This is a genomic window from Gracilibacillus sp. HCP3S3_G5_2, assembly GCF_052063305.1.
Taxonomy (GTDB): Bacteria; Bacillota; Bacilli; order Bacillales; family Amphibacillaceae; genus Gracilibacillus.
Genome location: NZ_JBQHXU010000002.1, coordinates 489,366 through 502,785 on the forward strand (window position 1 = coordinate 489,366; position 13,420 = coordinate 502,785).

Here is a 13,420-nt window from a genome sequence, read left to right on the forward strand (position 1 = left end):
TATGACTATTCTTCCTCTATCCTTATTATACTTAATAAGAGAAATGTGCTTCTTTTTCAAAAACGAATTTACCGCCTTCTGAGTGTCCATCAAGCGCTCCAACAAGGTTTAGTGTATCTGCAATTTGAGGTACAAAAATAAGCCTTTCTGAAGCACTAACATTTCCTTGAACATATGTCTGACGTTCTGCAAGGTTTATTCCAGTATTTTTTTCAATTACTGCCATAATCCTTCTTAAGCGAGCATCACCACTTGGATTAATAAACAGGAACAAACGTAAATAATCTTTATATACTACCTTAAGTGCTCGAACCGGCGTTATATCACTATTAATTAATGGTACCCCATTTGATTTTGCGAGGTTGTTTGTATCTCGAATCGAATGTTTTAGAGAATACGCTACCGCTGCTATAAATACAGCAAGAGGGTGACCTGCGGCTCGAACTTCTGTTTGCATAAAGGCATCGATAAACCTTATAGCAAATCGAACAGCAAAAAGTTGACCTAACGCCATAGAATAGTTCATACCAGATGCATGTTGCCCATATAGAATATACTCCACTTCCCGATTCTTAAATAAAAAATCATCCGTATTGGTAATACCTGTTGGTTCTGCACTCTCAAAATGCAATAATATATATTCATTAATATATAATTTATCTCTTGAAGTTCTAAGTATATTCCCTATTCCACTAAAGATGGAATCCACTATATCCATCGCACTTTTACCACTTTCACCAGCATCCCCACTAAAATCTAATTCAGGAATATCTCCGTCGAAACCTTCTACAAACTCATTATATTGATTAACTAATTCTTGCAGTTCTTCATACATCTCTTCATCTTCCATAGCAGAATTGATTATATTTTCAATATCTCCAAAATCACCTTCTGCTTCTCCTTTTGATTCTTCCGCTTCTTCTTTATGTTCTTCCATCGATTTTTCATCATTTTCTTCAAATTCTTTTCGATCATTTTCCAGTTTATTTGCACCCGAATCAACGTTTGTTGCACCTGTATTTATCATATCTAGTGCATCATCTCTAACTTGTCGTAACGCTTCTGTACTGGAGAGATCTATGTTGGACTCCAATGCATCAAACAAATCGGGTAAATTTTCTACATTAGTAATAGCTTCGTCTGTTACTTCAAGTATATGATCAAAGAATTCCGTTTCGTAAGGATACTCATCAAGCTTAGCACTTGTTTCGGCAATAGCATTTGCCACGTCTTCTACAGACCCAGTATCTATACCACCTCTCGGAGCTTCCGCATAACGCTCAGCATTTCCATAGTTTGCATCTGCTTCATCATTAGCATCATTTATAGCATTGGCTATATTCTCATTTAATTTCTTCGCTTCTTCGATACTTTCTCTTATATTATTCAAAAAATCTACAATGTCATTTGCTAATGTATACATTTCCGATGCTTTTTCTTCAGCTTGTTCTTTAAAATCCTTACTATCATCTTCTAACCGCTCTATTTCAGCTTTATTATCAGCAAAGTTCTGATCATTATTCTCTATTAGATTTTCTTTCCTCTTAATCTCTTCTTCTAGCTCTTCTATTTCTTCTTCCAGTTCTTCGACAGTTTTAGGTGGGTCAATTTCTTTACCTGATTTAACCTTTTCTAAATCATCTTCTAGTTCCTCTAATTCTTTACGCATTTCTTTTAATTGTTCTTGAGTAGCTTTATTATTAGCCTCAATAAACTCATTTTCACTTTCTAATTCACTTATTTTACTATCAGTTTGACTATATGTAGAATAATGATAAACAACATCAGAAAAATAATTCACATCTGGATAAGTACTGTAATTGTCATATGTTAAATTCTTTTTAAAAAGAGCAATTTTGCTTTGAAGAGTTTCATATTCACCCTCCACCTCATCCAATAGTTCTTCTCTATCCTCGAAGTCTTCTTGGATCTTCTCTGCAGTGTCAATAAATGCTGATGTTTCTTTCAAAGCTGTAGTTAAAAACGAAAACTTTTCTATTAATTCTTTTACAACCTCAACAGGGGCCTTATACTTCATCTCTTCTAATATTTGGTGCTCCAATATTTCTGGATTAGCCAAAGCTCGTGAAAAATTAATCTCCGCACTTTCTACCTGAGGATTAGTAAAGTTAAAGGTGTCATCATTAGAAGTAGCTTCAACATTCGCTTTCAAAAGATCCTCAAAGTCTGATCCAACAGTGCTTCCATCAATACCAAAGAGTCCATATTCTCTTAAGTCATTTTCATATCCGGCCATGGCAGAACGAACAGCACTTTGAACAGCGTATTCTGCTTGCTGTTCTGCAGACATAATTCTTGCATAGTCTATCAGTACAGCATTGAAAGCAAAAACCACTGCAATAATTAATAAAAAGAAGATGGTGACAGCACCTTTTGTATCATGCTTTAATTTATATAAAAATCGCCTCATACACTCACCTCTAATTTACCTTCATAGCTAACGATCTACCACAGCCCCGATGATCTCTTTACCATAATGCACAATAAAATCTGTTGTTCTAATTAGTTCAACAGGATCCTTCAGCGAAGCAGTGGCTTCTGCCTTAAATTCGTCATTGACTGCATTCCCAAAAAATTCTCCAATAAAGTCAGGAAACTTTAAATTCCCTGAAACTTCAACTGTTACTTTGTTATTAAAGCCTAACGCTCCATTTGTAGTAATGCTCACATCTCCACTTGTATACATGGCACTACCTTCTGTATTAGCCCGTTGTTCTTTTTGAGATCTTTTACTACCTGTCATTCGATAGTTAAATATCTTTCGGATCAACTCTTCTCCTATATAGTTACTGCGCCAATAAAGTCCATCTCCACCATCCATGGTAGTGTATTGATTTTCTTCAAATGCTCCAGTTGTAAAGTCCTTCTGACTGTTATCCCATGTAAAGGCAGTCCGCTCAGCGATTATCTGAGCCTTTTGATAGATCACTACTTTTTCATAAATAACAAGGCTAAACAATATTAGCGCAATTGTAGATAGAAATATAACCGGGAAGACTAGGGATGCTTCAATAGTGAACATCCCTTTTTCGTCCTTTTGGAACTTCTTCCACTTGTTACTTAGCGAAAGGAACATAACAAAGTCCCCCTTCTTCACATAATTATTATGGTGATGGTGGAGTTACATCAATTCCTCCAATGATATCTTGTACCCATTGAATAATCTGTTGTCCGAAAAGAATTGCAACTGCAACAAGTACGGCAACAATTAATAATAGCTCTAAAGTTCCTAGACCATCTTCTTCTGTCCATAGTTTTGCGAAAAATGCCTGCATGTTTCTCACCTCCTTTAAAGGGATTATGTTGAAATACTTAAAAAATTCTTAACGCAGGATATGCGATAATAATGAGTACGGCAATAAAAATTAGCACCATTGGGAATACGAGTTTAGAAGATGCTTCTTCACCTCGTTTTCTAGAGATTGCTTTACGTTTCTCCCATAAGTCTCTTGATAATTCTCGTAATGATAAAGCTAGTTGATTACCACCACGTTTATAATTTAATAGTATAGTAGTGGTAAAAACAGAGACTTCTTGAACAGCGCAACGTTTACTGAAATCCTCCATAACGCCACTAAATGAATCTCCGTTTTTGATTTTGGTGACCGCATCATTCAGTTCTCTATATAATGGATGATCATGATCAGCTTTCATCATTGTACATCGGATAATGGCCTGCTGAACGGTTTCACCAGCATTAACTAAGAGCGCAATCTTACTTGCGAATTCTGGCAACTCAATGATAATATCCTGTTTTCGTTTTTTCATTTTCTCATCTAGGCTTCTCACCGAAACGAGTGGGATAATAACAGCCAGTACAATTGCTAAAAAAACGAATCGTTTATCACCACCATTTAAAACAGCAAACAGACTTCCTCCTGCCAAACAAAGCAATACTACTGAAATCATTTGGGCAAGAAACATTTTGGTATATTGTGGTACCTGCTTACCAGCCGAGTATAGAATGGCTACTTTGTGTTGAACGGCTGTTATTTGTGAGGATAGCCGTTCCATCAGCCTTGTCCGGTCAATTAACCATAAAGCTGCAGGAGCCATAAATAAAAACTGGAAGTCTGCCTTGTTTTCATCGATAAATAATTTGTATTTGGAGCCGGCAAAAACAAACGATATTACAACCAATCCGACAGCAAAACAGCTAAATATTGCACTAATCAGCATCTCCTACACCTCAATATTCATAATTCGTTGACAAATCCAAAATGAAAGAGCAAGCAAGCCTAAACAAAAGGTCATGACAATCGGACCTAACTCTGACCACTTATATAACGGCTCCATATAGTCTCCGGAAAAGTAAGTTAACAAGGCAACAATGCCAATTGGTATGAGAACCAATGCATTAGATTCAAAACGCTTTTGTGCAATCATTACTGATATTTCCTGTTGGATTTCGAATTTCTCACTAATCATATTGGCAGTTCTCCTGATCACTTCTACCAAATCTCCACCAGTTCGTTTACAAGTTACGAATACATCCGTGAAGTTAGAAATATCCTCGATTCCTGCTCTTTCACTAAATTCCTTCAGTAATTTTTCAATTGGTTCCCGGTTTTCAAGACGTTTGTTAATATGCTCAAATTCCTGAATAATCATCGTTTGTTTTCCTGGATAAAGTAAATATAAGTCATTGGTTACTTCTTTAAATGCATTCTCAATCGATCTCCCCGCTATCAGAGAAGAAGATAAGGAGAAAAGCGCCTGCTGAAATTGGCGGCTTAGCTCTGCTTTCCGCTTTTGAATGATTTGTTTTTTTCTCATTTTTGGGAAATATAGTCCGACAAGACTGAATAATGCTGCTAGAATTACATTTTGGTAAAAAACAAATCCAATCGTAAATAAGATGCCACATCCGACGATAGCCCATAATAAAAATTCATGACTACTAAATTGATAGGTATTGTAATTGGTCATACCGTGTTCATTGAAAGCGGGTTCCGCCACTTTCTTATTCTTTTTAGGTTTATTTGCCTTTGTTTGCTGTTTTTCTCTTTTCGCTTGTTGGACCTGTTCTTGTAATTCTTCCTTGTCCTTATTCTTTCTACGATCAAGAATAATAAATACAACAACCAATATCGCCACTACGATCGTAGCTATAATAAAAATTTCGATCGTACTCACCCCCTATTCACAGCTTGATTCCTGACATTTCCAATTTGAGCCTGTTCTGTAACATGGCATCTGTCCGTTTTAAAGATCCTACTACTTTACCAGCTGGGCCTTCACCTTCCTCGATGAATTCATACATTGGTGAAAGTTGGACTTCTCCATCTTCCACACCTAACACCTCACTAATGGCAACAACTTTTCTTGAATGATCTCGTAATCTAGAAAGATGAACCATAATATCGATAGCAGAGCTTATTTGCTGGCGAATTACCGGGATTGGAAAATTTGCTCCACTTAACACCATTGTTTCCAATCTGCTGAGCATGTCCTGTGTGGAGTTAGCGTGTCCTGTGGAAAGCGAACCATCATGCCCTGTGTTCATTGCCTGCAGCATGTCCAATGCTTCTACACCTCGAACCTCTCCGACAACAATACGGTCAGGACGCATCCGCAATGAAGATTTGATTAAATCTCTCATTGTAATTTCACCTTTTCCTTCTGTGTTCGCATTTCTCGTCTCCATGCTGACAAGGTTTGGTACACTCTTGATCTGCAACTCAGCTGAATCCTCGATCGTTATAATCCTTTCTGACTTCGGGATAAAATTGGATAACAGATTTAAAAAGGTTGTTTTTCCTGAACCAGTACCACCACTGATAAAAATGTTGTATTTAGCTTGAACCAATTTTTCGAGAAAGTCTGCTACTTCTTCAGTAATAGAATTTTTTTCTATTAAATCTTCGATCGTTAAAGGTCTTTCCGGGAATTTCCGAATGGTCATGGTCGGGCCTTTGAGCGCAATTGGTGGTAAGACGACATTAACCCTGGAACCGTCCTGTAGACGTGCATCGACAATTGGAGACGATGCGTTTACGGTACGGTTCACTCTCCCGACAATCATTTGAATAATGTCTTCTAATTTTTCAGAGCTTTCAAACTGAACATCACTCTTGAAAATCTCTCCATCCTGCTCAATAAAGATTTCATCATAATTATTAATCATTACTTCTGTAATCGAAGGATCATCTATTAAAGGCTGAAGTACATCTAATCCTCGAAAAGCATTATACGTTCTATCGATCAACCATTTCATTTGCTTAGACGTCAGCCTATGCTGATTGGCCTGTTGAAAGACATAGTGTTCAATGTACTCATGCAAAGCCTCGTCTTCCATAGTCTGTCTTTCATTTAACATCTCACGCACATGAGTGATAATGGATTCTGTTAAAGTATCGTTCAGTTCCATCTCATCCACCTACCTCTGGTACTACTCTATTAAAAGAATGAATGAGTTGTTGAATGTACTCTTGAAACACTTGGTTATCAAGTTGTTTTTTATCTACTAACTGCTTCCACTCAGGTATATATGGAAGAAAATGATCGATTTCTATTCCTGTTTCGGAAAGCGTTGGATCAATCGAGCCTGTATATTTATTGAGTACTAATTGAACTCTGCTACTAAAAGATCCATCATTGACAAACCCGTGTAACTCCTCTAATAGATAGCCAGTTTTATGAAAACTGTACATATCATTCGCAAGAAGCCATAGAACATGGTCGGATTTTTTTAACGCGGTAAGAACGATAGGATTTATCGTGCTTTCTAAATCGACAACGATATAATCAAACTCTTCCATACTCACAAGACTATCTAGTAACAATTCGATTTCCTTTTCACTTAAATCGAGCATTTCTTCCGCACTCGGGATAAAGTAAAAGAAAGGAACAGCTGTATCCTGATCAACCACTATCAATTCCTTCATTTTAGATGGTAGTTGTTCCGCATTTGTTTTTAGATAATACAAAAGTGGAGAGGAAGAAGAAAGGTTCTCAACGTCAAAAAGTAGTGGACTTGTATTCACTAATTCCAAATTTAAATAAAATACATTTAGTCCATTTTCTTTCATTTGATTTGCTAAATGAAAGGCTGTTGTTGTTTTACCTGTTCCTCCAGCTGCTGAAAATAGCGAAATAACATGGGTGTTTCCATTCTGTGGTTTTTCTATTTTGGTTTGTTTGTCACCTTGTTCGTAATGAGACGATAATACTCGTGATATTAATTGACTCAACGGTTGGAATTTAAATAATTCTTGTTTATTAGGTTCTTGTTTCATATCATTAACCAGATGAAGTAACGTTCCTACCGATTTTGTTTCTGGTTCAAGTTGCAGATCTTCAGAAGACAGCAACAAAATATCGGTTCGTTCACCACTTTTTAAATATTCTTGTAAACTGTCGAACCTGGAAAACAATTTAACATCAAAACGTGTTGCATATTCGGAAGTCCTAATATAATTTGCAAACAATTCTATGTACTCAATATCAAGATCAAATAAAACAAGACGTAATTTCTTCATCGTTTCTCCCCCCTTTTTAAAAAAGACCTAAAATTTTTAGCATTCCACCTATTATAAATACTAGCGCCAATGCTGCTAATAAGATTGTTATTTTCATGTGTAAATTCATTTTTCGACTTCCTTCCAAACATCCAACCAATCATTGATGATGTAACACTTTTGAATTAATAAATTTGTTGGATAAAATTCCACAAAATGCAAGCTTCCTTCAACTAAAGTTTATTTAACCACATATCTATATAATTTCTATAGGAAAATGAAATCATTTCCATCTAATCCATAAGTTTCATAAAAATTTTTTTATTAGTTATAATGAACTATATTAAAAATCCTATTCACAACAAAAACAAATCAATATACCTCTGTGCAAGGGATTGGAAGGGATAAACAAAAAGAACCATTATTTTCCTCGACATATCCTGACAAAGTTTGTTTATTAAGCAATTTGGTTCACTTTTGAGAATGTTTGAATACCTTGAATTCGAGCTATTTAAAGGTGAGATTTTTTATATTTTATTGGATTCATGCTATTATCCTGATTTTTAATCTGAATTTCTTAATCTCTGCTAACTCCAAAAGCACTTAAACATAAATGAAAACGTTTTTTTAATAGTCCAATATTCCTTGTTTAGATACTTCTAACCTTTGTGATTACTGAGATGAAGATCATTTTATCTTCTAATTGTAGACAGAATCTATTTTTCATTTTCTGCAAAAAAGCTGTATTATTCAGATAAAAATAGTGCTATTATGTGACACAGCGCCATATATCGTCATAAAAACAGCAAAAAACCAAATATTAAATAGGTGTAAACAAAAAGAGGAGTTTATAACTATGAATCTATTGACTTTTTAGTTAAAAAGAACTATTTTTTTCCGGAGTGAATCCCCTTCGTTACTTGGAAATGGCTGTTTGTGGACTTTCTGAAAAAATTTTTCAATAATGATCAGTTCTTTTGTAAAAGACTAGATTCATAAATGTAGTATTTGGAGTGAGTGAACTGAAATAAACGGATGCAAATCGATGAACAGGAAGTATTAATAGAAGGGGGTGATTAGAGCGTTCTACTATATCGAGTGACTCGTAAAATGTTTTTTGACGCTTAGGTAAGGCATTGTCTTTAAAAAAGGAACTGCCGACAAACAATAGTACGATCGTTTATCAAACAGTTCCGTTTCTATTTATGCTAATTTATGACCACAATTCCCACAAAAATTCATACCTGCTGTTTTGCTTCCGCAATTTGGACAAAAGTTTGGAATAGCTCCTGATTGTGACTGTGCTGATTGATTCTGTTGTGGCTGTTGCTGCGCTTGCTGACTCTGTTGTTGTGGCTGTGCTTGTTGTTGATTGGACGATTGGTTTTGATTCATCCCTTTCATCATTTCCTGAGCCATATTCATCCCCATCATCATGCCAGCCATATCGGTAGCTGAGTTGCCTCCTTCTGATTTCCCAGAGGCAATTGCATCTGTCATTGCAACTTCCTTGTACCGGTTCATATCACCAATCATGCTGTGTGAAGCTGTCTTGTTAATCATGTCCTGGATCTCATCTGGATTACTGAAACTCATAATATTAAAGCCTGTAATTTCAAAGCCATCTTTATTCACGAGCATATCAAGGTCTTCACGGATTCCTGCTCCTATTTCAAATGAATTCGCTTGAAGGTTAAATATATCCTTGCCTTCTTTGGTAATCCATTTCATTAACAGCTGATCAAGGTTGGGGATAATCCTCAAGTGGACGTCCTTTACTAAGTAGCTGTCCTTCATACCTGCAATATTTTCAATTAGTTTTAAATAGTCCGTTACTTTAAAGTTAAATGTTCCGTTTGCTCGAATTGGCAAGCCACCTGGTAACTGTGGTGTCGGGATATTGATTGCATTTTTGGTTCCCCACTTTACAGTAAATTCCTTCGTATTAACAAATAATAGCTCCACTCGCATACCACTGTTAAAACCAAACTTATAGCCTTTTAGCGTAGATAAGAAAGGAATGATTTCTGATTCAATCTCATATTGACCAGGCTCCTTAAACACTCCTTCAATTTTTCCATGATCAAAAAACACAGCATCCTGACCTGCTTTAATAATTAACTTACTTCCTTTTTTAATTTCACGATTATTCCATTTCCAAAAAATCATGTCGTCTCTGAACTCTTCCCATTCCACAACGTTAGCTAGTTGTCCTTTAAAAAAACTCATCATACTATCAGATCCTTTCACTAATTTTAAAATCCGCCACGGCTTCCAGTACGCGAATGACCACCGCTAGTCATTCCACCACTTCCGCCACCACTACGGCTATTATTTTTCTGAATTTTCGTTTTTCTTACAGACTTCCTAATATACGTATCTCGTTTCTTTACAACTCTTGAATTTTGAGGGTCCATATATGTTTGATGATTGACAGTGACCCTGCCACCCATATTAAATATCATCGATCCAACAACAACTGCACCGATCAGGACTGCTACCACTAATTGAAACCATGTCTTTAAAAAAATACTATCTGGATTTATATAAGGATTTACGCCAAGGTATTGTTCGACTTTGTCAAAGAATTGTTGAGCTGCTTTGACATAGTTCCCTTCTGATAATGCAGGAGTAATATATTCCCGGATTTGAGTCAGTCGTTCATCTGATAAATACTCTTGCACATCTCCATAACCACCTAAATCAACCTCGCGATTTTCCATATCGATTGTTAATATCACTGTAGCACCCTGTGCTTGATCGTATCCCGGAGCAACTTCGTCATAGAAATCATCTGCATACTCCGTCGCATTTTTATTTTCTAGATCATCAGCTGTTAGAATAAGAAAATCCGTTTCATTTTCCCCTCTATACTCCGCTGCCAGTTGTTCAAGTTCTGCTTTTTCTGCATCGGAGAAAATGTTGGCATTATCATAAATATATTGTTCTTCCGCCATCACAGGGGTAAACAACAATAAGGAAAATAATAGTAAGAGATAAAAGCTACTTAAGACCTTTTTCACAGAAGATCACCACCCAACAACAAAGCAATGCTTTTCAACACGATAAATGTTCCACCTGCTATACCTGAAAACCAGATGGCAGCCTTACTATAGCTTAACGGTGGTTTACCAACGATTTTTCCTGTTTGGCCATTCATTGCAAAAGTATGCTCTTGTTTATCAAAGTCATAATACACCATCCAAACAGGTAATAATACATAATAGCTATTTTTTTGCTTTGTATGAATATTTTTTTGTTTATACTGGACAGTTGAATAACCGGTAATTGTGGAAGATACATAGGAATCTATGAAAGTCTTAATCTTGTCTTTTACTCTCCCAAATAATTCTTTGTCCGTATAGTTATATTTTTCTGCTAAATAACCTGCTAAATATGGTGTTTTAAATTCTTTAAAATCATTGTAATTATAAGGCTCCAGTTTATCCATTAAGGCATCATCCAGTTTTTCTGAAGCATCTACTGGCACCTTCAAATAACTTAAATCAATATCTCGATACACATTATAATAACGCGTTTCGGTATAACGATAGTCTCCTCTTTGATACGTTCTCACCTTTGTTGCAGTTGCCTCTACTTCCACATCATTTTCTAGATCATAGATCCAGAACGGTACATATATACCAGTAATGCCTTTGACTCGGTCTGCTGTCATAAATCCTTTAGGTGTTAATCTGCCATTTTTACACCATTTTTTGAATGCTTGCATAGCTTCTTCTTTACTAATGGTAAAAGGGATCACTTTCGTCGGGGCTAAATCTCCAGATAAGCGATCTGCCAACACAACCCCTGCTCCACAGAAACTGCAGGAAGTTGCAGTTGTATCTGGTTCTGTCAAAACGACAGCTCCACAGTTTTCGCAATGGTACTCTTTTGCCTCATTCTCTTCAAATGTTTGAGTAATATTAACGTCCTCATATGTATCAATATGCTCCTGTCTGCCACAGCTGTCACAGGAAAGATGTCCTGTTTCACTGTCAAAAGCCATATCTGCACCGCAACCTGAACATTTATAATGTACTAACATCTTTCTCACCTCTATTTAATTGTAAGTAAAGTAACGAAGGAGATGGCTAACACTAAAGAGCAAGCGTCTATTTTCTTTATCTCCTTCTATTTGCTAATGGGTTCTGTGTCATCTTATTGTAGCGAATCCTTCCGCAGTTCTAACAATGCTTCCGCTTCTGCTAGTTCTTTACGCACTTGCTCTTCATATTTTTCAGCTGCGCTTACAGAAGCTGCTAATTGTTGATTTCCCTTTGCTTCCGTTTTCATCACTTGCAGATACGCTGATTGATTTTCTTGCCTTTGCTTTAATCTCTGATAGGCATCATTTAGTTCTTTCGCTTCTGCTGCTAAATCTATTTTTTTGGTTTCTAAAGCATGAATTTCGTTAAATGCCTGCTGTTTTTGTAGGGCAAATGTATTCGTTTCACCTTGTTCTGTTGCTTTTCGTTCATATTTCGTCAATTTTTGAACCTTGCTTTGTTGTTCGAGGATCTGTTGTTCAAGTTGGTGAAGCTTTGCCTCTGCTGTATCTACTTTTGCCTTTAGTTCACGCATTATCTGATCAAAGTCTTTCTGCATTTTATGAAGAGGATTCTTTTCTGTTTTTATGTTACTTTTTAGAATTCTCTTTGCCCGTTTAAAAAAGCCCACACTTATCACCTCTTTCTTTACTATACGTTACAAATGGGAATTTTGTTTCAAAATAGCAATTTTTCCTTTTCTGGGATTGAAATACTAGCATCCAAAATTAATAGGTTTCCTTTATATGTTCTTAGTATACCAAATAAGTAACTTTTGTGTTTTCTTTTTTTATGGATGACTGAGATAACATGCGCTCTTTTAAGACTGACTGGTGGAGAGATACGTAAGCTGCTTAAACATAGTTACATGTGTATTTTCAATTAAAAAACCCGTTTCCATTTTACTGAAACGGGTTTATATATTAAGTATTTTAATTTGGTTCGATCAGGCCGTATTTACCGTCCCGACGTTTATATACAACGTTAGTATTACCTGTATCTGAATTTTCAAAAACGAAGAATGCGTGTCCTAACATATCCATTTGCAACACTGCCTCTTCAGAATCCATTGGTTTTAACTCAAAACGCTTTGTCCTTACAATTTCTATATCTTGATCTTCAAAATCAACTTCACTTAATTGTGTTGCTTCATTTTCCAATTCCGCAAATACGTGCTTGGGCGCACCTTGCTGACGGAACTTACGGTTTACTTTTGTTTTATGCTTACGAATTTGCCTTTCTAGTTTGTCAACAACAAGATCGATTGCAGCGTATAAATCAACATGATTTTCTTCTGCTCTCAACAATAAATTTGTCATTGGAATGGTAACTTCGATTTGCTGCTCATCATTATAGACACTTATATTAACATTTACATCAGAAGTCGGAGGAGTGTCAAAATACCTTTCCAATTTGCCGATTTTGCGCTCGACATACTCCTTAATGGCATTGGTCACTTCTATATTTTCCCCTCGAATGTTATACTTCATGAAAGTGTCCTCCTTTCAAACTATCAAGCTATAATAAGCTATATAACTATAATACCACAGTTTGTAAAAGTTAAACGAATAAAATGTAAATAAAATTCAGAAAAATTGAACATTTTTTTAACATTTTACCTTTTTGTCGATTTTTGTACGGACTATGTCTTTCTATTGCTGAACCCTGCACAGACATGATATGTTAAATGAAAAAATTTAGTAGAGGATTGTGCTCGAGAAGGAGTGTTGTTAGCGATGTATCTTAGTTATCAGGTAAACAAAAATAACCACTTCATTGGGTGGTTACCCCTAAAAGTTAGAGTTTTATTATGAAGCTGATTGGCTGGATTGAGTTCGGTATTCAACTGGACTCAATCCAGCTAATTTTTTCTTTGATCGTTCATGGTTG

General features: G+C 36.0%; 13 protein-coding genes. All 13 read right to left on the bottom strand.

Going from position 1 to position 13,420, the window contains the following annotated elements; genetic code table 11:
• Window positions 1-31: 31 nt before the first annotated feature.
• Window positions 32-2,431 carry a DUF5702 domain-containing protein gene (locus ACTNEP_RS04865; RefSeq protein ID WP_441160572.1) on the bottom strand — a complete coding sequence of 800 codons (2,400 nt, stop codon included), beginning with the start codon at window positions 2,429-2,431 and terminating at the stop codon, window positions 32-34.
• 27 nt (window positions 2,432-2,458) lie between these two features.
• On the bottom strand, window positions 2,459-3,097 hold the full coding sequence (locus ACTNEP_RS04870; RefSeq protein ID WP_441160573.1) for a TadE/TadG family type IV pilus assembly protein: 639 nt from the start codon (window positions 3,095-3,097) through the stop codon (window positions 2,459-2,461).
• A 28-nt stretch (window positions 3,098-3,125) separates the two neighbouring features.
• Window positions 3,126-3,296: a Flp1 family type IVb pilin gene (locus tag ACTNEP_RS04875; protein WP_441160575.1), complete on the bottom strand. Its 171-nt coding sequence runs from the start codon at window positions 3,294-3,296 to the stop codon at window positions 3,126-3,128.
• Between the two features lie 37 nt (window positions 3,297-3,333).
• The gene (locus ACTNEP_RS04880) at window positions 3,334-4,200 is read right to left on the bottom strand and encodes a type II secretion system F family protein (protein ID WP_441160576.1); all 867 of its coding nucleotides are present in this window, start codon (window positions 4,198-4,200) and stop codon (window positions 3,334-3,336) included.
• A gap of 3 nt (window positions 4,201-4,203) precedes the next feature.
• On the bottom strand, window positions 4,204-5,157 hold the full coding sequence (locus ACTNEP_RS04885; protein ID WP_441160577.1) for a type II secretion system F family protein: 954 nt from the start codon (window positions 5,155-5,157) through the stop codon (window positions 4,204-4,206).
• Window positions 5,158-5,164: 7 nt separating this feature from the next.
• Window positions 5,165-6,391 carry a CpaF family protein gene (locus ACTNEP_RS04890; RefSeq protein ID WP_441160578.1) on the bottom strand — a complete coding sequence of 409 codons (1,227 nt, stop codon included), beginning with the start codon at window positions 6,389-6,391 and terminating at the stop codon, window positions 5,165-5,167.
• 1 nt (window position 6,392) lies between these two features.
• Entirely contained in the window at window positions 6,393-7,502 is a 1,110-nt protein-coding gene (locus ACTNEP_RS04895; RefSeq protein WP_441160579.1) for an AAA family ATPase, read from the bottom strand.
• A gap of 1,182 nt (window positions 7,503-8,684) precedes the next feature.
• A complete protein-coding gene (locus ACTNEP_RS04900; RefSeq protein ID WP_441160599.1) occupies window positions 8,685-9,710 on the bottom strand; it encodes an SPFH domain-containing protein in 1,026 nt (341 codons plus the stop codon).
• 26 nt (window positions 9,711-9,736) lie between these two features.
• On the bottom strand, window positions 9,737-10,504 hold the full coding sequence (locus tag ACTNEP_RS04905; RefSeq protein WP_441160580.1) for a TPM domain-containing protein: 768 nt from the start codon (window positions 10,502-10,504) through the stop codon (window positions 9,737-9,739).
• Entirely contained in the window at window positions 10,501-11,529 is a 1,029-nt protein-coding gene (locus ACTNEP_RS04910; RefSeq protein ID WP_441160581.1) for a TFIIB-type zinc ribbon-containing protein, read from the bottom strand. Before ACTNEP_RS04910 ends, ACTNEP_RS04905 begins: the two co-directional genes overlap by 4 nt.
• A 113-nt stretch (window positions 11,530-11,642) precedes the next feature.
• Window positions 11,643-12,161, bottom strand: coding sequence for a hypothetical protein (locus tag ACTNEP_RS04915; protein ID WP_441160582.1), 519 nt, complete (start codon window positions 12,159-12,161; stop codon window positions 11,643-11,645).
• Window positions 12,162-12,462: 301 nt separating this feature from the next.
• Entirely contained in the window at window positions 12,463-13,020 is a 558-nt protein-coding gene (gene hpf, locus ACTNEP_RS04920) for a ribosome hibernation-promoting factor, HPF/YfiA family (RefSeq protein WP_441160583.1), read from the bottom strand.
• Between the two features lie 318 nt (window positions 13,021-13,338).
• Window positions 13,339-13,420 (bottom strand): IS3 family transposase (locus tag ACTNEP_RS04925; RefSeq protein ID WP_441160601.1); only part of this gene is annotated, 82 nt, incomplete at its 5' end.

Bases quoted from the DNA above. Each gene is read 5' to 3' on its own strand.
- ACTNEP_RS04865 (WP_441160572.1), bottom strand. From the start codon at position 2,431: ATGAGGCGATTTTTATATAAATTAAAGCATGATACAAAAGGTGCTGTC.
- ACTNEP_RS04870 (WP_441160573.1), bottom strand. From the start codon at position 3,097: ATGTTCCTTTCGCTAAGTAACAAGTGGAAGAAGTTCCAAAAGGACGAA.
- ACTNEP_RS04875 (WP_441160575.1), bottom strand. From the start codon at position 3,296: ATGCAGGCATTTTTCGCAAAACTATGGACAGAAGAAGATGGTCTAGGA.
- ACTNEP_RS04880 (WP_441160576.1), bottom strand. From the start codon at position 4,200: ATGCTGATTAGTGCAATATTTAGCTGTTTTGCTGTCGGATTGGTTGTA.
- ACTNEP_RS04890 (WP_441160578.1), bottom strand. From the start codon at position 6,391: ATGGAACTGAACGATACTTTAACAGAATCCATTATCACTCATGTGCGT.
- ACTNEP_RS04895 (WP_441160579.1), bottom strand. From the start codon at position 7,502: ATGAAGAAATTACGTCTTGTTTTATTTGATCTTGATATTGAGTACATA.
- ACTNEP_RS04900 (WP_441160599.1), bottom strand. From the start codon at position 9,710: ATGAGTTTTTTTAAAGGACAACTAGCTAACGTTGTGGAATGGGAAGAG.
- ACTNEP_RS04910 (WP_441160581.1), bottom strand. From the start codon at position 11,529: ATGTTAGTACATTATAAATGTTCAGGTTGCGGTGCAGATATGGCTTTT.
- hpf (WP_441160583.1), bottom strand. From the start codon at position 13,020: ATGAAGTATAACATTCGAGGGGAAAATATAGAAGTGACCAATGCCATT.